Source organism: Pseudomonas fluorescens (genome assembly GCF_000968015.1).
GTDB classification, from domain to species: Bacteria; Pseudomonadota; Gammaproteobacteria; order Pseudomonadales; family Pseudomonadaceae; genus Aquipseudomonas; species Aquipseudomonas fluorescens_W.
The window spans coordinates 46,655-69,936 of sequence record NZ_LACH01000002.1 but is presented as its reverse complement, the minus strand read 5'-3'; the positions used below and the strand labels follow the sequence as shown (position 1 = coordinate 69,936).

Sequence of the window (23,282 nt, the reverse complement as noted above, 5' to 3'; positions counted from 1 at the left end):
GGACGCCATCGCGAGCAAGCTCGCTCCCACAGGGGTATGCGATCAACTGTGGGAGCGAGCTTGCTCGCGATAGACCGCGCAGCGGTCTTGATTTCCTACAGCACAATACTCATGCCGTCGTAAGCCACTTCAACATTGCGCCGAGCCAGTTCTGCGCGCTCCGGCGAATCCTCATCAAGAATCGGGTTGGTGTTGTTGATGTGGATAAGCACTTTGCGCTGTTTGGGCAGTTGTTCCAGCACTTCCAGCATGCCGCCGGGGCCGTTTTGTGCCAGGTGACCCATTTCCCGACCGGTTCGGGTGCCGACGCCACGGCGCTGCATTTCATCGTCATCCCACATCGTGCCGTCCACCAGCAGGCAATCGCTGCCGGCCATGATCTCCAGCAACGGTGCGTCGACCTTGCCCAGGCCCGGGGCGTAGAACAGTTTGCCGCCGGTGTTGAGGTCTTCAACGATCAGGCCGATGTTGTCGCCGGGGTGCGGGTCGAAGCGGTGCGGTGAGTACGGCGGTGCGGCGCTGCGCAGCGGCAGCGGGGTGAAGCGCAGGCTCGGGCAGACCGGGATGGTGAAGCTGCGGTCGAGCTCGATCTGGTTCCAGGTCAGCCCGCCGTTCCAGTGGGTCAGCATGGTGAACAGCGGGAAACCGGTGCTCAGGTCTTCGTGGACCATGTCGGTGCACCAGACCTGGTGCGGGCAACCTTCGCGCAGGCTGAGCAGGCCGGTGGTGTGGTCGATCTGGCTGTCCATCAGGATGATCGCGTTGATGCCGGTATCGCGCAGGGCGCGGCCCGGTTGCATCGGGGCGAAGCTCTGGAGTTGGGCGCGGATGTCCGGCGATGCGTTGCACAACACCCAGTTCACGCCGTTATCGGAAATTGCGATGGACGACTGGGTCCGCGCCTTGGCGTTCAGGCTGCCATCGCGAAAACCGGCGCAGTTCACGCAGTTGCAGTTCCACTGGGGGAAACCACCGCCGGCGGCGGAACCTAGAATCTGGACAAACATGGCCGCTCCATCATTCGAAAACTGAAAATAAAAACGCCTCGGCGAGCCGAGGCGTTGCACTGCGCTACAAAAAGATTAGCGGCTTGCGAAGTACATGGTGACTTCAAAGCCGATACGCAGGTCGGTGTAAGCAGGTTTGGACCAGGACATAGAAGCGCTCCTTCAGGTGATGGGACAGTTGAGATCTATACATATAGTCCACCTCCAGCCGGAGATGTTCAGATAGTTAGGTGGCTATGTTACTCAAAATTTCAGGGCGATTGGCCGGGAATCTTTGAGAAAGCTAATTGCAGCACCGGTAATGATCATTTTGCCGCTTGCCAAGGCGAGGCCGGGCACGGTCCGCTGGCCAGGCAGCGGCAACCGCCTTCGGCCTGATTCAGTCGTTGTGCTGCGGCCAGTAACGTTTCGCGGTCGATCATCAGAATTGCCTGAGGCAGTTGAGTCAGATATTCCGACGAGCGGCCGGCCAGTTTGCCCTGCCAGAGCAGTTCAGCGGCCTGCGCATTGGGTAACGCTGCGCTATCGAATTGATCGGCCAGTGCCTGGCGCTGGTCGATGAAGGTCTCGTCATTGATGTCTTCGATCATCCCGGCCAATCCGCTCAGGAAGTGTTCGATGTGTTCCAGCAGGTCCAGAGGGGCGACGCTCGGGGATTGCACGCCGAACAACAATCCTGACTGCCCATGAATCTGCCGCAGGGCGCTGAACACCGCATAACCGAGCTGCAGTTCTACCCGCAGGCGCTGGTAAAACGGCGTTTGGCAGACGTGAGCCAGCAAGCGCCAGGCGGCTTCGTCAGCGATGTCCGCGGTTGCCGTCGGGCAAAAGAGCAACAACGCGTGTTCGCTGGACCCGGTATCGACCGCGCTCCAGAGATGCTGCGCGTTTATCGGCGAGGGCGGCGTCAGTTGATTGTCCGCAGTGCCGGGTACACGACTCAAGGCAAGGCCCATCGCCGCCTGAGTCTGGGCAGACAGGCCGGTCGCCAGACCATCCCAGCGTGCGCTGGACCAAAGCTGAGCCAGGTCGTCCGAGTCAGCGGTGCGCTCAAGGCAGTGATCGGGCAGCGCTTTAAGCAACTGCCGAATCGGCATCAACGCAACGCTCGGAGGCTCTTCCTGTGAGAAACCGGCATCAGGTGTTGTCAGTTCTTTCAGCGCATGTTCGAGGACGGTCGGCATCGGCTCCTGTAGCCCGGTCATTTTCAGCAGCCATTCATTGCCCGATGCGCTGAAGGAAAAATCGACACCTGCCTGACGAGCGTCTTCACGCAACGGCTGAAGGCGGTTTTCCAGGCTCGCCTGAAGGTTGCTGTGAGGTGCCAAGTCCAGACGCCAGCGCAGGTAAACGGCACCTTCGGCACTGTTATCCGGTAACGCCTGACTGAACTGCATGGGCGAACGTTCACGACGACCGCGTGAGCGATCCTGGGCAAAGGTTCGCAAGCCTCGGTGTTTGCTGGTCTGGCCGCGGATCAGTCCAGCACTCGGGGCCGGAGCCTCGGCGCGTAAAAACGGATTAGGTGTGGGCAGTTGCCATTGGCCGGTGAAGTTATCCACAGCACCGATTTTTTTCAGGACTTCCTTGAGGGCTGCAACGCCCGATTCGGATAACCCTGTTTCACGCTGTTCGCTGTCCAGTCGAGCCAGTTGCAGGGCGCCGCTGACTTGCTGTTGGCGTTGCAGCAGGGCGGCGTATTCTTCGCGCAATCCGGTCCAGGGTTGTTGTGAGGCAAAGAATCCAAGCCAACCCAGTAGCTGTTCGCGGATCCCGTTGGGCGTCGCGTCGGCAGGCAACGTGAATTCGATGTGCAACAAAGCCTGGCCGGCGAACTGATACAACGGCGCAGCTTTCAGGCAGTCAGCCAGCCCGCACTCGCGCAATTGCGCCAGCAGACCGCCAGGTTTCGCGGCGTTCAGCCAATGACACAGAAACGCCAGCGCCTCGGGCGATGAATCGGGCAACGCTTCGAAGGCAAACAGCAGATCCATTCGACGCGCTCCAGCCTGTTGATAACTTTTGTCCGAGGAATCCATCAGCGATGCAGGCGCTTGCTGCGGGACCTTTTCCCCTACGGGAATAGCCGCGCCAAAGCGCTGAGCCATCGCCCTCAACTCATCGAGACTCTGCGAACCGGTCAGGCTCAAGGTCATTTGCCCGGTCTGATAAAACCGCTGATAGAAACCCTGCAAGGCTTGCTGAAACTCAGGTTGCGGCACCGGCAGGCTGTAGCGGTTGCCGGCATGAAACGCCCGCAGTGGGTGCGCCACCGAAAGGCCGTCGAACAGCGCGAATTGCTGCTGAGCGGTCGTGTCCCGAGACCATGCAACAAATTCTGCGTGCAGCACTTCCCGTTCCCGCCGCTGATCGTCCGGATTCATACGCGGATGAGCGAGCATGTCCGACAGACGTTCCAGTCCCCCGGTAAACGCCTGAGGCGGTAACTCGAAAAAGTAATCCGTGGTGCGTTCGCTGGTCCGCGCATTCACCTGACCGCCATGACTCTGGACGTAGGCCATCAGTGCTTGGTCTGCGGGAAAGCGCTCTGTGCCGAGAAACAGCAGGTGTTCAAGAAAGTGCGCCAGCCCGGGCCAGGCCGCCGGCACATCATGGCTGCCCGCCGCGACGCGCAACGCCGCAGCACTGCGCTTCAAATCGGGAACATGACGCAGCGTCACCCGCAGGCCGTTGGCCAGGGTTTCAGTGTGAGGGCGAGGGTGATTCAGCGCAGACATGAGCACTTCCAGAACAGAGAAGTGCCAATGCTAGCGGATAACGATGGATCAGCGCTTGTTCAGCTCGCCATAAAGCTCGGGGCGGCGATCGAGGAAGTAGCGATTAGCGGCACGGGAATTGACCATCAATTGACGATCCAGCTCGCCGACAATCAGTGCTTCATCAAGGCCCGCCTGGGCGATGCGATTGCCATCCGGTGCGGCAATGCTGCTCTGGCCGCAATACTGGATCTCGCCTTCGTTGCCGCAATAGTTGGCGTAAGCCACATAGCACTGGTTTTCGAAGGCCCGGGCGCGGACGGTGACGTCGGCGATGAAGTCGTAAGGAATCATGTTAGCCGTCGGCACCAGAATCAGCTCGGCGCCGGCCAGGGCCAGGCGTCGGGCGTTTTCCGGAAATTCCAGGTCGTAGCAGATCAGGAAACCGAGCTTCCAGCCATTGAGTTCAACCAGCGGAAACTCATCCGGCCCGGCGCTGAACATCGAGTGATCGAGGTCGCCGAACAGGTGAGTTTTTCGGTAGTTGCACAGGCGTTCGCCATTGGCGTCGATCAACTGCACGGCGTTGTAGATCTGACCGTCTTCGGTGCGCTCGGGGTAGCCATACAGAATGGCGATCCCGGCCGTCTTGGCGATGCGCGCGATCTGCTGCGCCGACTCACCGTTGTGCACTTCCGCCAGCACGCTGACGGCATCGAGGCCGATGTTGTAGCCGGTCAAAAACATCTCCGGCAGCACCAGCAAATCCGCGCCCTTGGCCTCCAGCGCCAATTGATGCAGACGTTGCAGATTGCCTGCGACATCCAGGGGCAGCGGTGGACATTGGTAAAGGGCTACGCGCATTTCGGACTCCTCTTACTCGGGCAAGGCGATCGGACCGATCTCGTTGAACACATCTCCTGGACCCGGGTTCTCGGCGTGAGTTTCACCGCCGAAGTGTTTCATGATGCCCCACACCGCATTGAGCGAGGTCTGTACCGCGCCTTCGACCCACGCAGGCGTCCACGAAACGTCGTCGCCGGCGATGAAAATCCCGCGTTGCTCGGCCGGCATGTCAGCCTGCATGAAGTGCGCGTACATGCGCTGGTTGTAGCGGTAATGGCCGGGCAGGGCGCCTTTGAAAGCACCGAGGAAATGCGGATCGGCTTCCCAGGACACGGTGATCGGATCGCCGATGATCCGCGCCGCGATGTCGACTTTCGGGTAGATCTTCTTCAACGCATCCAGCGCCAGTTTCACGCGTTTTTCCACAGGCTGCGGGAGCATTTTCAACGCGTCGCTCATCCACGAGTACGACAGGCAAATCACGCCTGGCTTGTCGTCGCCGTTGTCGAACAGATAGGTGCCGCGGGTCAGGCGATCGGTGAGGGTCATGCTCATCAAGTCGCGGCCGGTTTCCGGATCCTTGTCTTTCCAGAATGGCCGATCGACCATCACGAAAGTTTTCGACGATTGCATGTAGCGGGTGCGGTCGAGGGCCATCCACATCTTTTGCGAGAACAGGGTTTCGTCGCATTCGATCTGGGTGGTCAGCAGCCAGCTCTGGCAGGTGGTCAGCACCGCTGCGTATTCGCGGGTGTCGCCCCAGTTGTCGGTGACGGCAAAGCGCCCGTCTGCCGCGTGGGCAATTTTTTTCACGCCGGTACGCGGTGCGCCGTTGTGCAGGGAGCTGAGGCTGGTGCCTTCCGGCCAGTGCACGCAACGTTCCGGCACATGACGCCAGATCCCCAATGGCACTTGCTCCACGCCACCGACCACCAAATGCTGGTGATCGTCGCAGTTGGTCATGACGACGCGGAAGATTTCCAGCATCGAGTTCGGGAAGTCCGAGTCCCAGCCGCCGGTGCCGAAACCGACCTGACCAAATACTTCGCGGTGATGGAACGAGAGTTTGGCGAAGGCTTTGGAAGTGGCAACGAAGTCGTAGAAGGTGCGGTCGTCCCACAGCGGCACGAGGGTGTTCCACAGCTCTTTGAGGCGCGGCACGTCCCGGTCGCGGATCGCTTGCTGGATGTCAGAGAACTGAGAACCGGCTTCCAGCGCGTCGGCCCAGGCGTCGGCGACTTCCTGGAACAGTGCAGGAAGATCCGCCAGCTTCTGTGCGTAATGGGTCTGGCCTTCGAGGTCGATCACCGTGCTGCCCGAGGCAGGTGTCAGCGGGTTCGGGAAAGGTTTGGTTTCAAGGCCGAGCTTGTCGACGTAGTGATAAAACGCGGTGGACGAGACCGGGAAGCGCATGCCGCCGAGTTCGGCGATGATGCCTTCAGCGCCGTTGAATGCCTGGGAGCGCAGACGGCCGCCCATTTTCGAGGCTTCGTAGACGACGGGCTTGAGGCCCAGTTTCATCAATTCGTACGCGGCCACTAAACCTGCGATACCAGCACCGACGATCGCGACCTCAGTGCCATGATTGTGCGCAGGGATGCTGCCCAGGCCGGCCGGGTGCTCGATCCAGTCGTCGAAGGCGAAGGGAAAGTCCGGACCAAAAATGGTGACTGGTTTTTTACCGTCTGCAGGATGGCGATTGTTCTTGTTCATGGCTGACCTTGCTGGCGACCGGACGCGGAGTGCGCGTCTGAGTATAGGAAAAGATGGCAGCCATTCTAGAGAGCGTAGAACACGTTAATAAGACGCAATGTGTCGTCGTTTTGCTAATTATTTGATCAGAATGACGATGGATTGCTACACACCGTCAATGTGGGAGCCGAGCTTGCTCGCGATGACGCCCTGCCAGACACCAAAGGACTATCGGCAAAAACTCAAACCGGCTGCCCCCGATCAATCTTGCTACTCAAGATGATCGACGTAGTCGTTTTCTCCACCCCATCCACACTGCCGATCTGATCCAGCAACTGATCCAGCTGCTCAGGTGAGTCGGTGCGCAACCACGCCACATAATCAAATTCGCCACTGACCGCGCACAACTGCTGCACCTGAGCCATCGCGCTGAGACGTCGCAACACTTCCTTGCCCGAGCGCGGTTGCACCGTGATCCCGACGTACGCCTGCAAGCCACCATCCACGACGCGTTGACCCAAGCGCACGCCGTAACCGGTGATTACTCTGGCCTTTTCCAGCCGGGCCAGCCGCGAAGTCACGGTGGTGCGAGCAATGCCCAATTGCCGCGCGAGCATGGCCACGCTTTCGCGGGCATTGATCTGCAGGGCTGCAATCAATTGGCGGTCGATTTCGTCAAGAACGGGCGGGCGAGTGTCAGGCAAAGGTCGTCTCCAGCGGCACAGATCAATGAGTTGGCATGTTACAGCACGGCTCGCGCAGCGGATGTTTGATCTGGCCTTCAGTACCGTTCAGGACATTTTTACCTGCGACAAATTGCCATAAGTAACTAGGTAGTACATTATTCCGCGCTTGTCACAAATGGGGAAAATTTCCGACATGAATAATTCTGGGGCTGCCGGCGGCGGCAAATGGTTGCTGTTGGGGCTGGGTGTCCTGATTGCGTTGATCGGGCTCGGCCTGGCCGGTGGCGGCGGCTATCTGGTCTCGCTCGGCGGTAGCTGGTATTTCCTGCTGATGGGCCTGGCGATGCTGGTTTCCGGGTTGATGATCGCTCGCTGTAAACCGCTAGGTGCGTGGCTGTATGGTTTGGCGTTGATCCTGACCGCGATCTGGGCGGTGTGGGATTCCGGTTTGGAATACTGGCCGTTGGTCTCGCGGGTACTGACGTTTGCCGTGATCGGTCTGGTTGTCGCGCTGATCTATCCGACGCTGGTGCGTGCTTCGGGTGCGACCTCGGGCCGTGGCGCTTTCGGCCTGGCCGGTATTCTGGGCGTTGCTGTCGTGGCAACGCTGGCCTACATGTTTGTGCCGACCCATGTGGTCAAGGCCAGCAGTGAGCCTGCGGTGACACCGGTCGCGCCTGGCACCGAGCAGAAAGACTGGGCTCATTGGGGTAATACCACCGCGGGCAACCGCTTTGCCGCGCTGGATCAGATCAACAAAGGCAACATCGACAAGCTGCAAGTCGCCTGGAGCTTTCGCACCGGCGACATCCCGCAAAGTACTGGCGCCGGTGCCGAGGACCAGAACACCCCGCTGCAAATCGGCGACACGGTCTACACCTGCACCGCCTACGGTAAAGTCTTCGCCCTGGATGCCGACACCGGCGCCCAGCGCTGGAAGTTCGACCCGCAAGGCACCGCGCCAAACTGGCAACGCTGCCGGGGTCTGGGTTACTCCGAAACCCCCGCATCTTCGGACAATCAGCCAACCGCTTGTACGAAACGTCTGTTTCTGCCGACCGGCGATGCGCGTCTGATCGCGATCAATGCTGAAACCGGCAAACCCTGCGAGGAGTTTGGCAGCAAAGGCACCGTCGATCTGACAACCGATATGGGCGAAGTAAAGCCGGGCTACTACCAGCAAACCTCGACCCCATTGGTCGCAGGTGACGTGGTAATCGTCGGTGGTCGCGTGGCCGATAACTATTCCACCGGCGAACCGCCAGGTGTGGTCCGCGCCTACGATGTGCGCAGTGGTGAGCTGGTCTGGGCGTGGGATCCGGGCAACCCGAACACCACCAAACGTCCGCCAGCGGGTGAGACCTATACCCGTGGTACGCCGAATGTGTGGTCGGCCATGTCCTACGACGCCAAACTCGGTCTGGTTTACCTGCCAACCGGCAACGCCACCCCGGACTTCTTCGGCGGTCAACGTACGGAATTCGACGACAAGTGGAACTCGTCCATCGTCGCCATCGACGTGAAGACCGGTCAGGTGCGCTGGCATTTCCAGACCACTCACCATGATCTGTGGGACTTCGACCTGCCTGCACAACCGCTGCTGTACGACGTCCCTGACGAGAAGGGTGGAATGCAGCCGGCCTTGGCGCAAGTCACCAAGCAGGGCGAGATCTTCCTGCTCAACCGTGAAACCGGTGTGCCGATTGCGCGCGTCGAAGAGCGCCCGGTGCCTCAGGGCAACGTGCCCGGCGAACGCTACTCGCCGACCCAGCCGTTCTCGGTGGACATGCCGTCAATCGGCAACAAGACACTGACCGAGTCCGACATGTGGGGCGCGACACCGTTCGATCAATTGATGTGCCGCATCCAGTTCAAAGGCATGCGTCACGAAGGCGTCTACACCCCGCCGGGCATGGACCGCGCCTTGCAATTCCCGGGCTCGTTGGGCGGTATGAACTGGGGCAGCGTCTCGGTTGATCCGAACACGAATTACATGTTCGTCAACGACATGCGCCTGGGCCTGGCCAACTACATGATCCCGCGCAACAAGATCGCCGCCGGGGCCAGTGGTATTGAAATGGGCGTCGTGCCTCAGGAAGGCACGCCGTTCGGTGCGATGCGCGAACGCTTTCTTTCGGCGGCGGGCATTCCGTGCCAGAAACCACCGTTCGGCACGATGTCTGCCATCGACCTCAAGACCCACAAATTGATGTGGCAAGTCCCGGTCGGCACCGTGCAAGACACCGGCCCGCTGGGCATCCGCATGCACCTGCCGATCCCGATCGGCATGCCGACCCTCGGCGCTTCCCTGGCCACCCAGTCGGGCCTGCTGTTCTTCGCCGGCACCCAGGACTTCTACCTGCGCGCCTTCGATACCGGCAACGGCAACGAAATCTGGAAGGCCCGCTTGCCCGTCGGTAGTCAGTCTGGCCCGATGACTTACGTTTCTCCCAAGACCGGCAAGCAGTACATCCTGCTCACCGTTGGCGGTGCGCGTCAGTCGACGGATCGGGGGGACTACGTGATTGCCTACGCCTTACCCAAGTAAAGGCTGAATCGCAGGTACGAAAAAGCCGCGCAATTGCGCGGCTTTTTTTGTTGTGCGGATTAACCGCTCCAAACCTCTGCCACCCTCGTCCGACCCTGACTAGGTCGCCAGGATGGACATCAACAGTAACTCATAGTCGAATGCGCAACAGGGCTTTGACACGAGGCGATGGAAATGACGAGGAAGATGCCTTCCGCTGTTCGGGAACATGCATTGCAGATAGCCAATCACGAAATGGCGCACTACGTCATTGCCCGAGCCTTGGGATTTGAAACAGGCGACGTGACCCTGACAGTGACCATGGACTTAAGGCATCAAGGCGGGGCGTCCATTAGCTTGGTGCGGTCAATTTCGTCGATGGAAGCCATGAAGGAACATCTGGAAGCGCGGATGATGGTCCTGTTTGCTGGCGCTATGGGGCAGACATTAGCTTCAAAACATTCGCCCGATAAACACGTCGATAAGTCGAAAGCGACAGCCATCCTCAAAGGAGCGCTTGGTGCGGAACAGGATTACGCAAAAATAAGGGAGTTACGGCACTTGCTGCGCAATATCGCCTACCCCGATACGGATCCTGTGTCGTCTGACCGCATCACGGCTGAGCTGAAAGAGATAACTGACCGCGTGTGGTTTCGGACTCAAAAAGTCGTAGAGGCATTGGCCGATACGATTACCGAGTTGGGAGAGGTGGTGGTAGACGGCATGGTCATCGTGGAGCAGTGGGGTAGGGCGGCGGATACGTATGAGGTCGTGTTGACGGGTGCAATGCTTGAACGACTGCGACCCGTGCAGGCTATTCCGGCGTTAGCTATTGCTTCTAGAAGTTGTAGGTGATCTGCGCGTATGAAGATTGGAAGCCCCGAAAAATCGGGGAGTATTTCAAGGAAGAGCTATCGGTATTCTTCGGACTTCGCCGCAGTCCGGGCAGGTCAACGTGTCAGCACCTTCACCACATCATCAATCACAGCTTTACTCATTGCCGTCAGATAGTGGGCGGCCCACGCATGGCGGTCGGTGTCTTTTGCGTACGCGGCATCCACAGCAAACGCTTTGGCTAAGAAAAGAAAATCAGAAGCCTGTGCCAGCGCGTCGCTGATAGGGACGCCGGCGCGGACATTGAACAGCGCTTGATTCGAGCAAAAAATCAATGGGGTGAAGCCGATGGTTTTTAGTTCTGAAGGTTCGGACTGGTTTGTTTTGCTCATGGTCTAGCTCCTTGACTCGAGGAGCTGCCGCGTTCGTTACCAAACGAATGGGTGGCAGCTGTGCGCAGGTTGGTAAACCGGGAGTCAAGGAAACCGGCACACCCGAAGGCGTCCCACGCGCAGCCGCCATAATTCAAAATTGCAGGGGCAGAAAAACGACTGCAATCATGATGGGGCGCTGTTGCGCCTAACTCGCCGGGTTACCAAGCCCGATCACTGCATTGGCAGCGACGTCCGAAGAGTATCCCGTCGAAGAAAAGCGCAACATGGCAGCAAAGTGCCCAAATGCAATTTTCGGAGTTTGCCTACAAGGTCCTCAGGCGTCATCCGATATTTCGACACCTTAAGTAAACACAACCAAACGCCAGGCACCGAACACCCAGATCCAACCAGAAACCACCGTTAACAATTTCATTGGCAACCAAGGTGGTCGCACGGCCGTTAAAGCCTAGAGTTATTCCCTTGAGATCATATTCCTTGGGTGGCATATTGGTATGGGCTGGGAGATTGAATACACCGATGAATTTGAAGGTTGGTGGGAGGGGTTGGATGCAAGGGAGCAAGCCTCGGTTTCAGCCAGCGTCGATCTGCTGGGGTTTTTCGGGCCGGGTCTGCGTTACCCGCATAGCAGCGATATTAAAGGCTCACGACTGGGCAATCTCCGAGAGTTGCGGGTCCAGCATGCGGGTCGGCCTTATCGTGTGCTCTATGCGTTTGATCCACGCCGATGCGCGTTACTTTTAATCGGAGGGGACAAAACCGGTCGAAACCGTTGGTATGACGAGCATGTCCCGCAGGCGGAAACATTGTATGACGACCATTTGGAAACATTGCGTAAAGAGGGCCGCAACGATGGCTAAAAAATTTGCTGAACTTCAAGCTCGCATGACGCCGGAGTCTCGCGCTAACGCAGAGCGGTTGTTCCAGCAGCACCTGAAAGAAATGCCTCTGCACGAACTGCGTAAGGCCCAAGAGCTGAGTCAGGAAACGCTGGCCAAGACGTTGCACGTCAACCAGGCAGCGATCTCCAGAATGGAGCGGCGCACAGACATGTATATCAGCACCTTGCGAAACTACATCCGCGCCATGGGCGGCGAACTGGAAATTATCGCGACCTTTCCTGAGGGCCAGATCAGAATCGAGAATTTCGCCAACTGAGTGATGTTTCGGCAGGCGCCCGTCGCGATTGAGTATTCCAACAGACACGAAAAAGCCGCGCATTGCGCGGCTTTCTTGTTTGGTGGGCCCACACGGACTTGAACCGTGGACCAAAGGATTATGAGTCCTCTGCTCTAACCAACTGAGCTATAGGCCCTCAGTAGGCCGCGGATTATAGCGACGGTTTCTCGGCTGTGCTATCCGAAAAGTCTGAAATGGCTATACGAAGAAACGTTGCGGCAAACTCTTCCGGTGACAAGGGCAGGCTGACGATGTAGCCCTGGATCTGTTCACAGCCTTCCTCAGCGAGGAATTGCTGCTGCGCGAGGGTTTCGACGCCCTCGGCAATAATGGTGAATTGCATACTGCGGCCCAAGGCGATGATGGCGCGAACGATGGCCGCATCATGGGGATCATCCGGCAGGCCGCGGACGAAAGACTGGTCGATCTTGAGAATATCCAACGGCAGGCGTTTGAGGTAACTCAGGGACGAGTAACCGGTGCCGAAGTCGTCGATCGCCAGTTGCACACCCAGGTGTTTGAGTTGATGCAGCACTGCAAGCGCTTCTTCAGCCTGGCTCATGATGAAGTTTTCAGTAATTTCCAGTTGCAGGAAACCGGGTTTGAGGCGGTTGTCCTTGAGCAATTGTTCGATCCGACCGAGCAGGTTCGGCTGGCGCAATTGAGCCCCCGCGAGGTTGACCGACAGCGGGCCGACGGGTTCGTAAACCTGATTCCACTCGAACATCTGCCGGCAGGCGGTTTCGAGAACCCAATCGCCGATTTGCAGGATCATGCCGTTTTCTTCGGCCAGCGGAATGAAGTGCTCCGGTGGCACATCGCCGAAGGTTGGGTGGCGCCAGCGAATGAGCGCTTCTGCGCCGACCAGGCGATGGTCGACCAGGCTGATCTTCGGTTGGTAATGGAGGTGCAGTTCGTTGCGCTCGATAGCGCGTCGCAGTTCATGTTCCAGTGCGACTCGCTCGCTGGCTTGAGCGGTGAGGTCGCGGGTGTAGCTTTCGACCCGGTTGCGACCCTTGGCCTTTGAGCGGTACATCGCGGCATCGGCGTTCTTGACCAGCGTGGCGACGTCGCAGCCATCCTTTGGATACAGGCTGGTGCCGATACTGGCGCTGATAAAAAACTCATGTTCGCCAGCCTGGAACGGTGCGCTGAAGCAATTGAGCAATTTGGTCGCGATGTTGTCGGCGTCACTGGATTGCTGCAGCCCGGGCAGCAGGATGATGAATTCGTCGCCGCCCAGGCGCGCCACGGTGTCGATGTCGCGCAACTGTTCTTTGAGGCGCACGGCAATGCCCTTGAGCAGCAGGTCGCCGACCGGGTGACCCAGGCTGTCGTTGATGTGTTTGAAACGGTCCAGGTCCAGGAACAGCACCGCGCCCTGGCCGCCGTTTTCCTGTTGGTTGTTGAGCGCAGTCAGCAATCGGCTCTCGAACAGCGTGCGATTTGGCAGCCCGGTCAGCGGGTCGTGGTGTGCCTGGTAATCGAGCTTGGCCTGGGCATGTTTGAGGCTGGAAATGTCCGCGAACACCGCGACAAAATGGGTGACGAATCTGTCTCGGTTGCGCACCGCACTGATGGTCAGCCAACTCGGATAGAGCTCGCCATTCTTGCGCCGGTTGGAAATTTCGCCTTGCCAATGACCTTCGGCGGTCAGTTGATGCCACATGGCGGCATAAAACGCGCTGTCGTGCAGGCCCGAGGCGAGCAGGCGAGGGGTGTGGCCCAATGCTTCGCTCTCGCTGTAGCCGGTAATTTCTGTAAACGCACGGTTGACCGCGCTGATGTGCTGTTGAGTGTCGGTGATCAATACACCTTCGGCGGTGCTCTCGAATACCGTGGCAGCCTGTTGCAGTTTCTCCTGCATCAGGTGTCGCTCGGTGATGTCCCGGGCGATGGTCAGCATGCAATCTTCATCGCCGATCGGCAGCGGACGGCTGGACACCTCGCAGAGGCGGATCTGTCCGTCGCTGCGGCGTATATGGCAACTGAAGTCGCGGACGAAACCGTCCCGGTGGAGCAGATCGAGCATCTGTTTGCGTTCGTTGAGATTGACCCAGATTCCCAGCTCGAGGGCGGAGCGATCCACGGACATCGCGCTGTTGAAACCGGTAATGCGGCTGAAACCTTCGTTGACCTCAATCAGTAAACCGTCGCTCTGCCGTGACAATAGCAAGCCGTCAGGTGAGGCATGGAAGGCCTTGGCGAATTTCTCTTCGGAGGTTTGCAGCTGTTTCTGGGTTTCCTTGAGCTGGCTGATGTCCCGAACGACCACTACCAGCGCAGGGGTTGTATCGAGGTCGAATGGTTCAGCGGAAATCAGGCCGGTAAACACTTGGCCATTGTTGCGGCGAAAGGGCATCTCCAGGTTACGGATGCTGCCGGCCTGCAGCCGTTGCAACAAGCCCGGCCCGACGCCGGGTATGCCCCAGATGTTCAGGTCGGTGGCCGTCTGGCCGATGACGTCTTCGGCCTTGAGACCGATCTGTTCTTCGAACGCTTCATTGACCTCCAGCAGGCAGCCGTCGGAGAGTCGCGCGATGACGAGTATGTCCGGGCATTGCTGGAACACCGAGGCGAACTTCTGTTCCGACAGGCGCAACGCCTCTTCGGTGCGCTTGGCTTCGCTGATGTCGATCATCAGCCCGCGCATCACCGGTTCATGGCCGTGCTCGATCAGGCTGACGATATCTCGCACCCAAATGCAGCGCCCATCGGCGGTGATGACCCGGTAATCGAGGCTGTGATCGCGTCCGGCCAGTACTTCGTGATCGCAGAAAGTCTGGGCGCGGGTCAGGTCGGCCGGGTGAATAATGTTGCGCCAGAAGCCCGGAATCAGCCAATGAGACAAGGGGTAGCCGAGCAGATCCTCGGCATGGGGGGACACATAGCTGTAGGTGAAATCGCTGATCCGCGCTTCCCAGGCGATGGCCGAAAGGCTCTCCACCAGCCCGCGGTAATGGTATTCGCTGCTGCGCAGTTCTTGCTCCAGGTCGACCCGGCGGGAAATTTCTGAACTCAACCGGCGGTTGATCCGGATGACCATCGCCAGCACGATGATCAGCAGCAGCAATCCCGGCAGACCGTAAACCAGCAGGTCGTTCCAGAATGTTCGATGATCGAGGACGTTGCCGACCCAGTGTTCCTGAATCGCATTGATTTCGCTTGGGGTCATGTCCGCCAGGACTTTATCCAGAATGCCGACCAGTATCTTGTTGTCCCGGGGCACGCCCATCGCCAATTGATAGCGATAGGGGGTTTCACCGCTGACGTAGAGCCCGTCGAGCTTGAGCTGGCGCAGGCTCCAGACGCTGGAGGCGAGATCGCCGACCACTGCATCCACTTCATCGGTGGCCAGCGCCTGCAGCGCTGAGCTGACGTTAGGCAGCGCCACCAGGTTGAGGTCGGGATTGTGGGTGCGTAACAGCTCGTGGGGGGCGTAGTTTTCCACCACGGCGACTTTCAGCCCGTACAAGTCTTCGAGTTTGCGTGGTTGGGGGCCTCCGACATGGGCAAGGATGACAATCGGAAAGTCCAGATAGGGGCGGGTGAATGACAGGTAAGTCTGGCGCTCCGGGGTCGACATGATGCCGGGCAACAGGTCCAGCTTGGCTTGTTTGGCCTGTTCCAGGACGACGGTCCAGCTGACAGGCTCGATGGGCGTGAGCTTGATGGCCAGGCGTTGGCGGATCCGGTCGATATAGTCCGCTGCAAGGCCCTGATAGCGGCCGTGATCGTCGCGAAACTCGAAGGGTGGCCATGACGCATCGACACCCAGGCGCAAATCCGGGTGAGCCGCCAGCCAGCCACGTTCTTCGTCGGTCAGAGTCAGCGCGCCAGCCGTTGCGGTCCAGGTCAATAGCGACAGCAAAAAAAGCACGGTCGGCAGTCTGGGCATAACGGTCTCGTTATGGCTCGGGGAATGTTTCGAGTGTAGACGGGCAATTCGGAGGGAGGGAGGTGCGGGGGATTTAATCTGTATAAAAGCAAAACCCCCGGCCTGGGCCGGGGGTTTTGTTATTACTCGTCGAGGAAGGAGCGCAAATGCTCGCTTCTCGTCGGGTGGCGCAGCTTGCGCAGCGCCTTGGCTTCGATCTGACGAATCCGTTCACGGGTCACGTCGAACTGCTTACCAACCTCCTCGAGGGTGTGGTCGGTATTCATGTCGATACCGAAGCGCATGCGCAGAACCTTGGCTTCACGGGCAGTGAGGCCGGACAGAACTTCGCGAGTCGCTTCTTTAAGGCTCTCAACAGTGGCGACATCGATTGGCGACTGCATGGTCGAGTCTTCGATGAAGTCACCCAAATGGGAGTCTTCGTCATCACCGATCGGGGTTTCCATGGAGATCGGCTCTTTAGCGATCTTCAATACCTTGCGGATCTTGTCCTCAGGCATTTCCATGCGTTCGCCCAGCTCTTCCGGGGTCGGTTCGCGACCCATTTCCTGCAACATCTGGCGGGAAATGCGGTTGAGCTTGTTGATCGTCTCGATCATGTGCACCGGAATACGGATGGTGCGGGCCTGGTCGGCGATCGAGCGAGTGATCGCCTGACGGATCCACCAGGTGGCATAAGTCGAGAACTTGTAGCCGCGGCGGTATTCGAACTTGTCTACCGCTTTCATCAAACCGATGTTGCCTTCCTGGATCAGATCGAGGAATTGCAGACCGCGGTTGGTGTACTTCTTGGCGATGGAGATCACCAGACGCAAGTTCGCTTCTACCATCTCTTTCTTCGCGCGGCGGGCCTTGGCCTCACCGATCGACATGCGACGGTTGATGTCCTTGATCTCGGCGATCGTCAAACCGGTTTCGGTTTCCAGCGCGGTCAGCTTCTGCTGGCAACGAATGATGTCCGGTTGCAGGCGACCAATGGCTTCAGCGTATTTGCTTTTGCCTTTGGCCAGTGCGTCGGACCAGCTTTCGTCGACTTCGTTGCCCGGGAACTGGCGCAGGAAGTCGGCACGCGGCATGCGGGCATCACGAACGCAAAGTTGCATGATCGCGCGCTCTTGCTGACGCAGACGATCCAGGGCACTGCGAACACGCTCGACCAGGCCTTCGAATTGCTTCGGAACCAGTTTGATCGGCATGAACAGCTCAGCCAGAAGCACCAGCTCGGCAATTGCCAGCTTGTTGCCACGACCGTGCTTTTTCAGCGCCTTGCGGGTGATTTCCATCTGATCGGAGACAGCGCCAAAGCGCTGAGCTGCGATGACCGGATCCGGACCGCTTTCGGCTTCTTCTTCGTCGTCGGTGCTGGCTTCAGCATCGTCGTCGTCGGTGTCGTCGTCCGCTTTCACGGCTTTCGGGTCGACAGGCGGCGGCACTTCTGCAGCAGGCGGCGCAATGCCGTCGTCCGGGTCGATATAACCGCTCAGGACGTCGGACAGGCGGCCACCTTCGGTGGTGACGCGAGTGTATTCGGACAGAATGTGGTCAACCGTGCCAGGGAAGTGCGCAATTGCGCCCATCACTTCGCGGATGCCCTCTTCAATACGCTTGGCGATTTCAATTTCGCCTTCACGTGTGAGGAGCTCTACCGTACCCATTTCACGCATGTACATGCGCACTGGGTCGGTGGTGCGACCAATGTCGGTCTCGACCGCTGCCAACGCTGCTGCTGCCTCTTCGGCCGCGGCTTCGTCGGTATCGGCGTCGGCCAGCATAAGGGAATCCTTATCTGGCGCAACCTCGAATACGTTGATCCCCATGTCATTGATCATGCGGATGATGTCTTCCACCTGTTCCGGATCTGAAATATCCTCCGGCAGGTGGTCGTTGACCTCCGCGTAAGTCAGGTAACCCTGCTCACGACCAAGTGTGATCAACTCTTTGATACGAGACTGCTGTTGCGCTTTTCCGGACATAACACCCTATCCACTGAAGGTCTTGGCGGGCAAAAAACAAGCCGAGGATTATACCTGAGCTATGACCTCACGCGCCAGTTGAGGTCGGGCTTGTTGCGGAAACATTGCGACTTAATAGGTCGCGCAGTTGGTTTTTCTCTTCGGTACTCAGTTCACTTTGACGTGCTTTCCTGAGAAGTTGTTCCAGGTTTCGCTCGCGTTGGCGAGCTGACAAGCTAGTAATGGTGTCGAAAAACTGTTGTTCAAGGTTATCTCCGTCAATCAGCCACTCCTTTTCCGCCAGCGCCTTGAGCAAACGTCCTTGCTCCGTACCGTGCCAGCGTGCAATCAACTGAAATGAGTTTAGCTTGGGATTCTTCTGTACGGCTTCGAGAAGGGCCACCAGTAATTGCGTATTGGTGTGATCCTCGGCAGCAAAGTGCCCGGCATCCTCGACTTTCTCGGCCAATTGCGGGTGATGCAATAGCGTGCGCAAGGCGGCCAGGGTCGGCGGCTCTACAGCGGCCGGCACCCGTGGCGCGCGGGGTTGATCGTGATCACCAGCGCGTTTGCCGTTTTTGTCCCACGGTTTTTTGTCCCATTTCTTGCCGCCGGCGCCGGGTTTCTTTGGCGTCCATTCCTGCTGCGGCGCATACATCTCTTGTGCCTGCGGCTGATGGTAGTCGCTGTAATCCGGCATGGCGTCGTAATCGATGCCCGGGTCGTACGCCGGCGGTGCTTCCTGGGGGGCGCTTTGTACCAGTTGGCTGACGGCTTCACCGCTAAGTCCGGTAATTTCGGTCAGGCGCTGACGCATCAGGATGCGCAGGTTCGCCCCCGGGACTTTGTCGATCAGCGGCGCGGCGAGGGTGGCCATGTGGGCCTTGCCTTCGAGCGAGCGTGGGTCCGATTCCTCGGTCAGCTGTTGAAAAAAATAATCTGCTAAGGGTTGGGCGTGCTGGTTGATTCGTGCGCGGAAGGCGTCAGTGCCTTCGGAGCGGACCAGCGTGTCCGGGTCCTCGCCTTCGGGGAGGAACAGAAAGCGTGCGCGCCGCCCGTCCTGCAGGCTCGGCAGCGCTGCCTCCAATGCCCGCCAGGCAGCATTTCGACCTGCCTGATCGCCGTCGAAACAGAACAACACGTTGGGCACGACGCGGAACAGGCGCTTCAAGTGCTCTTCGCTGGTGGCGGTGCCCAGGGTCGCGACAGCATTGCGCAGGCCTTGCTGGGCGAGGGCGATAACATCCATGTAGCCTTCGACAACAATGATTTCATCGAGGTTGCGGTTGTTCTTGCGTGCTTCATAAAGGCCGTAGAGTTCCTGGCCCTTATGGAATACCGGGGTTTCCGGTGAATTCAGGTATTTCGGCTTGTCGTCGCCCAATACCCGGCCGCCGAAGGCGATGATTCGCCCACGGCTGTCGCGGATCGGGAACATCACGCGATCGCGGAAGCGGTCATAGCGTTTGCCGGTTTCGGCGTTCTCGATCAGCAGGCCGGCATCGATCATGGCTTTCTGTTGAAGGGTGTCGCTGCTCAAGTGCTTGAACAGATTGTCCCAGCCGGGTGGGGCAAAGCCGAGGCCGAAGTCTCGGGCGATTTCGCCGGTCAGTCCGCGGCCTTTCAAGTAATCCACAGCTGCTTTTCGCGATGGATGGCTTTTCAGTGCCTGGCGGTAAAAGTCGGCGGCGGCGGTGAGCAAGGGGTAGAGCGGCGAATCGGTCGGCTGCCGCGGTTTGTGCGGTCGTCCGCTTTCTTCGCGGGGGATTTCCATGCCGGCGGCTTTGGCCAGTTCTTCGACAGCCTGGACGAAATCCAGGTTGTCGTGGTCCATCATGAAGCCGAGGGCGTTGCCGCCAGCGCCGCAGCCAAAGCAATAATAGAACTGCTTGTCGGGGCTGACGCTGAAGGAGGGGGTTTTCTCTTTGTGGAACGGGCAGCAAGCAGTGTAATTCTTGCCGGCCTTTTTCATTTGCAGGCGCGAGCTGACCACATCGACGATGTCGGTGCGGTTCAGAAGGTCGTCAATGAAGCTCTGGGGAATTAGCCCGGCCATGGCGTTCTCGTCATCTGCGCTGCAATGAATCCGAAACGAAGAGCGGCTGAGCGCGGGTCGTTGTTTGAGGCGCGCAAAATGTGCGGCTCGACCAGTGTCGTCTGCGTAATCGCTGTCGGGAAGTGTATCTGCCGAAAATCCACTGACGTTAGTACCAATCAGTATTCGACTATTTGAAAGTGTTGCGCTGAAATCCGCTGCGGCCAGTCGATGGCCTTGGATCGCTCATAAGCGGGCACGCAAGAAGGTGCCTTGGGCTGATCGTCGTGAGAGGAATCAGTGGGTGTGCTCGTCAGTAGCCTTGGAAGGCTCGTCAGAAAAGACGTGCACCGCTGGCAAAAGAGCCAGGTCTGACGCTGTGAAGCAGATTTGTCTCTGTCGCGTGTGCGGCTTTGACGGTGAAGCATCAAGCGTTTTCCGCAAATGCCATTAGCCCGGCTGAGGGCCGGGCTTGGCAGAAGCTTGCTACGAACGTCTGTGTATTAGTACAGACGAACGGCGCGGCGCTGTTCGCGCTGAACTTTCTTGGCGTGACGCTTAACAGCGGCTGCTGCTTTGCGCTTACGCTCAGAAGTAGGCTTCTCGTAGAATTCGCGGCTACGAACTTCAGCCAGTACACCGGCTTTTTCGCAGGAGCGCTTGAAACGACGCAGAGCTACGTCGAAGGGTTCGTTCTCTTTTACTTTGACGGCTGGCATCCAGAGCTACCTTCATTCATTACCGGGGTCAACATCCTCGTGGCAAAAGAGCACTTGAAGACGTCGGTTTTTAAGGGTTGCGGATGTTAACCCCTCATCGCTCGGAATGCAAAGCCTCTGATCGAAAACCGCTAGTCGGGGCATCCCATGGCGACTATTATGCGCGCCTTCGAATTCAGCCTAAACAAGGCGCAAACCCATGCTAGTACTGGGATTAGAAACCTCCTGCGACGAAACCGGTGTCGCATTATATGACAGTGAGCGCGGCCTGCTGGCCGACGCGCTGTTCAGCCAGATCGACCTGCACCGCGCCTATGGCGGGGTCGTGCCGGAGCTGGCCTCACGTGACCACGTCAAACGCATGCTGCCCTTGATTCGTCAGGTGTTGGCCGAAGCTGACTGTGTGCCGACCGAGATCGACGCCATCGCTTATACCGCGGGTCCTGGCCTGGTCGGTGCCTTGCTGGTGGGCGCCTCTTGCGCCCAGGCGCTGGCCTTCGCCTGGGGTATTCCGGCGCTGGGTGTGCACCACATGGAAGGTCACCTGCTGGCGCCGATGCTGGAGGCGCAACCACCGGAATTCCCGTTCGTCGCTTTGTTGGTGTCGGGCGGTCATACGCAGCTGGTTCAGGTCGACGGGATCGGTCAATACACGTTGTTGGGAGAGACCCTCGACGATGCCGCCGGTGAAGCGTTTGACAAGACCGCGAAGATGATGGGGCTCAATTATCCGGGTGGCCCGGAAATCGCTCGGCTGGCGGAGCAAGGGGTTGCAGGACGTTTCACTTTCCCGCGTCCGATGTGCGACCGTCCAGGACTGGCTTTCAGTTTCAGTGGTTTGAAAACCTTCGCCCTGAACACCTGGCAGCAGAGCGTCAGCGCCGGGGACGACAGCGAGCAAGCCCGTTGCGACATCTCGCTGGCGTTCCAGCAGGCCGTGGTGGAGACTTTGACCATCAAGTGCAAGCGAGCCCTGAAACAGGCCGGTATGACGCGTCTGGTGATCGCTGGCGGCGTCAGCGCCAACAAGGCACTGCGTACCTCACTGGAGAAGATGCTCGGCGACATGAAGGGCGATGTTTTTTATGCTCGTCCGGAGTTCTGCACCGACAACGGCGCGATGATTGCCTTTGCCGGCTGCCAGCGTTTGCAGGCCGGTCAGCATGAAAGCCTGGCAATCAGCGTGCAGGCGCGTTGGCCGATGGAGCAATTGTCGGCGCTGTGATGATGTGCGGGATGAGTCGCGCTCACGTCCGGTATTTAAAAATGCCGTTCGCGCCCGGCAAACAGGTCGCGTAGATTGCCCCGATGGCGCCAGACGATAAGACCCGTGAGTGCGCTCATGGGCAGCAGCGCCGCCGGTTCTTGCCAGGCCAGTAGCGGCAGGGTCAGCGGAGTGGCGATCAAGGCCGCCAGAGAGCTGGTGCGAGTCAGGTAGAACGTCAGCAGCCAGGCGCAGACCGCCAGCAGTGCTGCGGGCGGGTACAGCCCCAGCAGCATGCCGGCAGCGGTGGCGACACCCTTGCCGCCGCGGAAGCGAAAGTACAGCGGGAACAGGTGGCCGATGACGGCGCAGACGCCGATCCAGGCCTGCTCCTGAAGCGAAAGGCCCGCAACACTGGCGATCAGTACGGGTAGCAGGCCTTTGAAGAGGTCACCGGTCAAGGTCAGGACGGCGAGTTTTTTGCCGGCCAGGCGCAACATGTTGGTGGCGCCGGCATTGCCCGAGCCACTCATTCGCGGATCGGGGTTACCGGTCAGGCGGCTGAGCAAAATGGCGAAGGACAGAGAGCCGAGCAGGTAGGCGAGGGTCGCCAGTAACCAAAACATGCTAACTATTCCGGGCGAGGACGCCCTGATTCTAACGGCGCATTGCGCCCTTGTCGTGCAGCGGAGAAAAGTGCTTGGACAGAGTGTTTATCGAGGGCCTGGAAGTCGACACCGTGATTGGTGCCTACGACTGGGAGCGAGGCATCCGACAGTGCTTGCGTCTTGATCTGAGTTTCGCCTGGGACAATCGCCCGGCCGCCGCCGGTGATGACCTGACGCTGGCGCTCGATTACGCCAGTGTGTCGTCGCGAATCCAGGCCTTTGCCGAGCAGGCGCAGTTCCAGCTGGTCGAGACGTTCGCCGAGCGTCTGGCTGAAGTCCTGATGAGCGAATTCAACATCACCTGGATGCGCCTCAAGCTGACCAAGCCAGGCGCCATCCCGGCTGCCACGGGCGGTGTGGGCGTGGAGATCGAGCGCGGATGTCGCTGACTCAGGTGTATCTCGGGCTCGGTAGCAATATCGAGCGCGAATCCCATTTGCAGGCTGGCCTGGAAGCTTTGGCAGGTTTTCTGGTGGATATTCGCTGCTCGGCGGTGTTCGAAAGCCAGCCGGTGGGGATCAAGAGCGGGCCGTTCTTCAATTTTGTGGTGTCGGCGTTTACCGATTTGCCGTTGATGGAGCTGGATCGCCGGCTGAAATTCATCGAGGCGGACAATGGCCGTTATGCACCGGATCGCAAGGGTTTGCCGCTGGATATCGACGTGCTGCTGTTCGGCGATCTGGTAGGCAACTTCGATGGCTTGATCCTGCCGCGGGCAGAAATTCTGAAAAATGCCTTCGTGCTGTGGCCGTTGTCGCTGATTGCGCCTGATCGCGTGCATCCGGGTGTAGGCAAGAGCTTTGCGGCTTTGTGGCGCGAGGCGCAGATTGATCAGGTGTTGGCGCCGGTGGCTTTCGAGTGGCGCGGTGAGCAGTTGACCCCTTCGAATATGTTGTGATGCGGATAACGCCATCGCGAGCAAGCTC

General features: G+C 58.9%; 19 protein-coding genes and 1 tRNA gene. 7 read left to right on the top strand and 13 right to left on the bottom strand.

Going from position 1 to position 23,282, the window contains the following annotated elements; translation table 11 throughout:
• Nucleotides 1–95: 95 nt before the first annotated feature.
• The 6 genes from pqqB to VD17_RS01520 all read right to left on the bottom strand — a co-directional run bounded on the left by pqqB (nt 96) and on the right by VD17_RS01520 (nt 6,966).
• A complete protein-coding gene (gene pqqB / locus VD17_RS01540) occupies nt 96–1,007 on the bottom strand; it encodes a pyrroloquinoline quinone biosynthesis protein PqqB (protein WP_046052384.1) in 912 nt (303 codons plus the stop codon).
• Nucleotides 1,008–1,082: 75 nt separating this feature from the next.
• The gene (pqqA, locus tag VD17_RS31365; RefSeq protein ID WP_009045898.1) at nt 1,083–1,157 is read right to left on the bottom strand and encodes a pyrroloquinoline quinone precursor peptide PqqA; all 75 of its coding nucleotides are present in this window, start codon (nt 1,155–1,157) and stop codon (nt 1,083–1,085) included.
• Nucleotides 1,158–1,312: 155 nt separating this feature from the next.
• Nucleotides 1,313–3,745, bottom strand: coding sequence for a pyrroloquinoline quinone biosynthesis protein PqqF (pqqF, locus tag VD17_RS01535; protein WP_046052383.1), 2,433 nt, complete (start codon nt 3,743–3,745; stop codon nt 1,313–1,315).
• Nucleotides 3,746–3,793: 48 nt separating this feature from the next.
• Nucleotides 3,794–4,588: a carbon-nitrogen hydrolase family protein gene (locus VD17_RS01530; RefSeq protein WP_046052382.1), complete on the bottom strand. Its 795-nt coding sequence runs from the start codon at nt 4,586–4,588 to the stop codon at nt 3,794–3,796.
• A 12-nt stretch (nt 4,589–4,600) separates the two neighbouring features.
• A complete protein-coding gene (locus tag VD17_RS01525) occupies nt 4,601–6,283 on the bottom strand; it encodes a flavin monoamine oxidase family protein (RefSeq protein WP_046052381.1) in 1,683 nt (560 codons plus the stop codon).
• A 221-nt stretch (nt 6,284–6,504) separates the two neighbouring features.
• The gene (locus VD17_RS01520; protein WP_008067391.1) at nt 6,505–6,966 is read right to left on the bottom strand and encodes an Lrp/AsnC family transcriptional regulator; all 462 of its coding nucleotides are present in this window, start codon (nt 6,964–6,966) and stop codon (nt 6,505–6,507) included.
• A gap of 175 nt (nt 6,967–7,141) precedes the next feature.
• Here VD17_RS01520 and VD17_RS01515 point away from each other — a divergent pair, with 175 nt between their 5' ends.
• Both VD17_RS01515 and VD17_RS01510 read left to right on the top strand, forming a co-directional pair.
• Nucleotides 7,142–9,496, top strand: a complete 2,355-nt coding sequence (locus VD17_RS01515; protein WP_046052380.1) for a glucose/quinate/shikimate family membrane-bound PQQ-dependent dehydrogenase — start codon at nt 7,142–7,144, stop codon at nt 9,494–9,496.
• 174 nt (nt 9,497–9,670) lie between these two features.
• Entirely contained in the window at nt 9,671–10,330 is a 660-nt protein-coding gene (locus VD17_RS01510) for a peptidase M41 (RefSeq protein WP_046052379.1), read from the top strand.
• Nucleotides 10,331–10,425: 95 nt separating this feature from the next.
• Here the strand turns inward: VD17_RS01510 and VD17_RS01505 are convergent, their stop codons facing one another.
• Nucleotides 10,426–10,701 (bottom strand): DUF3077 domain-containing protein, encoded by a 276-nt coding sequence (locus VD17_RS01505; RefSeq protein WP_046052378.1) that lies wholly within the window; start codon nt 10,699–10,701, stop codon nt 10,426–10,428.
• A 494-nt stretch (nt 10,702–11,195) separates the two neighbouring features.
• Between VD17_RS01505 and VD17_RS01500 the strand changes: the two genes are divergently transcribed.
• On the top strand, nt 11,196–11,561 hold the full coding sequence (locus tag VD17_RS01500; protein WP_046052377.1) for a type II toxin-antitoxin system RelE/ParE family toxin: 366 nt from the start codon (nt 11,196–11,198) through the stop codon (nt 11,559–11,561).
• Nucleotides 11,554–11,859: a helix-turn-helix domain-containing protein gene (locus VD17_RS01495; protein WP_046052376.1), complete on the top strand. Its 306-nt coding sequence runs from the start codon at nt 11,554–11,556 to the stop codon at nt 11,857–11,859. The genes VD17_RS01500 and VD17_RS01495 overlap by 8 nt, the downstream gene beginning before the upstream one ends.
• A gap of 80 nt (nt 11,860–11,939) precedes the next feature.
• On the opposite strand, the gene VD17_RS01490 is transcribed toward VD17_RS01495, so the two are convergent.
• The 5 genes from VD17_RS01490 to rpsU form a co-directional block, all read right to left on the bottom strand.
• Nucleotides 11,940–12,016: transfer RNA gene (locus VD17_RS01490), tRNA-Ile, on the bottom strand.
• 15 nt (nt 12,017–12,031) lie between these two features.
• Nucleotides 12,032–15,778, bottom strand: a complete 3,747-nt coding sequence (locus tag VD17_RS01485) for a bifunctional diguanylate cyclase/phosphodiesterase (protein ID WP_046052375.1) — start codon at nt 15,776–15,778, stop codon at nt 12,032–12,034.
• Nucleotides 15,779–15,900: 122 nt separating this feature from the next.
• Complete coding sequence (gene rpoD, locus VD17_RS01480) at nt 15,901–17,751, bottom strand: RNA polymerase sigma factor RpoD (RefSeq protein ID WP_046052374.1); 1,851 nt, start codon at nt 17,749–17,751, stop codon at nt 15,901–15,903.
• Between the two features lie 67 nt (nt 17,752–17,818).
• On the bottom strand, nt 17,819–19,786 hold the full coding sequence (gene dnaG, locus VD17_RS01475) for a DNA primase (protein WP_046052373.1): 1,968 nt from the start codon (nt 19,784–19,786) through the stop codon (nt 17,819–17,821).
• 482 nt (nt 19,787–20,268) lie between these two features.
• Nucleotides 20,269–20,484, bottom strand: a complete 216-nt coding sequence (rpsU, locus tag VD17_RS01470) for a 30S ribosomal protein S21 (RefSeq protein WP_002551877.1) — start codon at nt 20,482–20,484, stop codon at nt 20,269–20,271.
• A 199-nt stretch (nt 20,485–20,683) separates the two neighbouring features.
• Here rpsU and tsaD point away from each other — a divergent pair, with 199 nt between their 5' ends.
• Nucleotides 20,684–21,709, top strand: a complete 1,026-nt coding sequence (gene tsaD / locus VD17_RS01465; RefSeq protein ID WP_046052372.1) for a tRNA (adenosine(37)-N6)-threonylcarbamoyltransferase complex transferase subunit TsaD — start codon at nt 20,684–20,686, stop codon at nt 21,707–21,709.
• Between the two features lie 35 nt (nt 21,710–21,744).
• On the opposite strand, the gene plsY is transcribed toward tsaD, so the two are convergent.
• Nucleotides 21,745–22,314 carry a glycerol-3-phosphate 1-O-acyltransferase PlsY gene (gene plsY, locus VD17_RS01460; RefSeq protein WP_046052371.1) on the bottom strand — a complete coding sequence of 190 codons (570 nt, stop codon included), beginning with the start codon at nt 22,312–22,314 and terminating at the stop codon, nt 21,745–21,747.
• Between the two features lie 74 nt (nt 22,315–22,388).
• On the opposite strand from plsY, the gene folB reads away from it, so the two are divergent.
• Both folB and folK read left to right on the top strand, forming a co-directional pair.
• Nucleotides 22,389–22,745: a dihydroneopterin aldolase gene (folB, locus tag VD17_RS01455; RefSeq protein ID WP_008008297.1), complete on the top strand. Its 357-nt coding sequence runs from the start codon at nt 22,389–22,391 to the stop codon at nt 22,743–22,745.
• Nucleotides 22,736–23,254: a 2-amino-4-hydroxy-6-hydroxymethyldihydropteridine diphosphokinase gene (gene folK / locus VD17_RS01450; protein ID WP_046052370.1), complete on the top strand. Its 519-nt coding sequence runs from the start codon at nt 22,736–22,738 to the stop codon at nt 23,252–23,254. The genes folB and folK overlap by 10 nt, the downstream gene beginning before the upstream one ends.
• Nucleotides 23,255–23,282 lie beyond the last annotated feature (28 nt).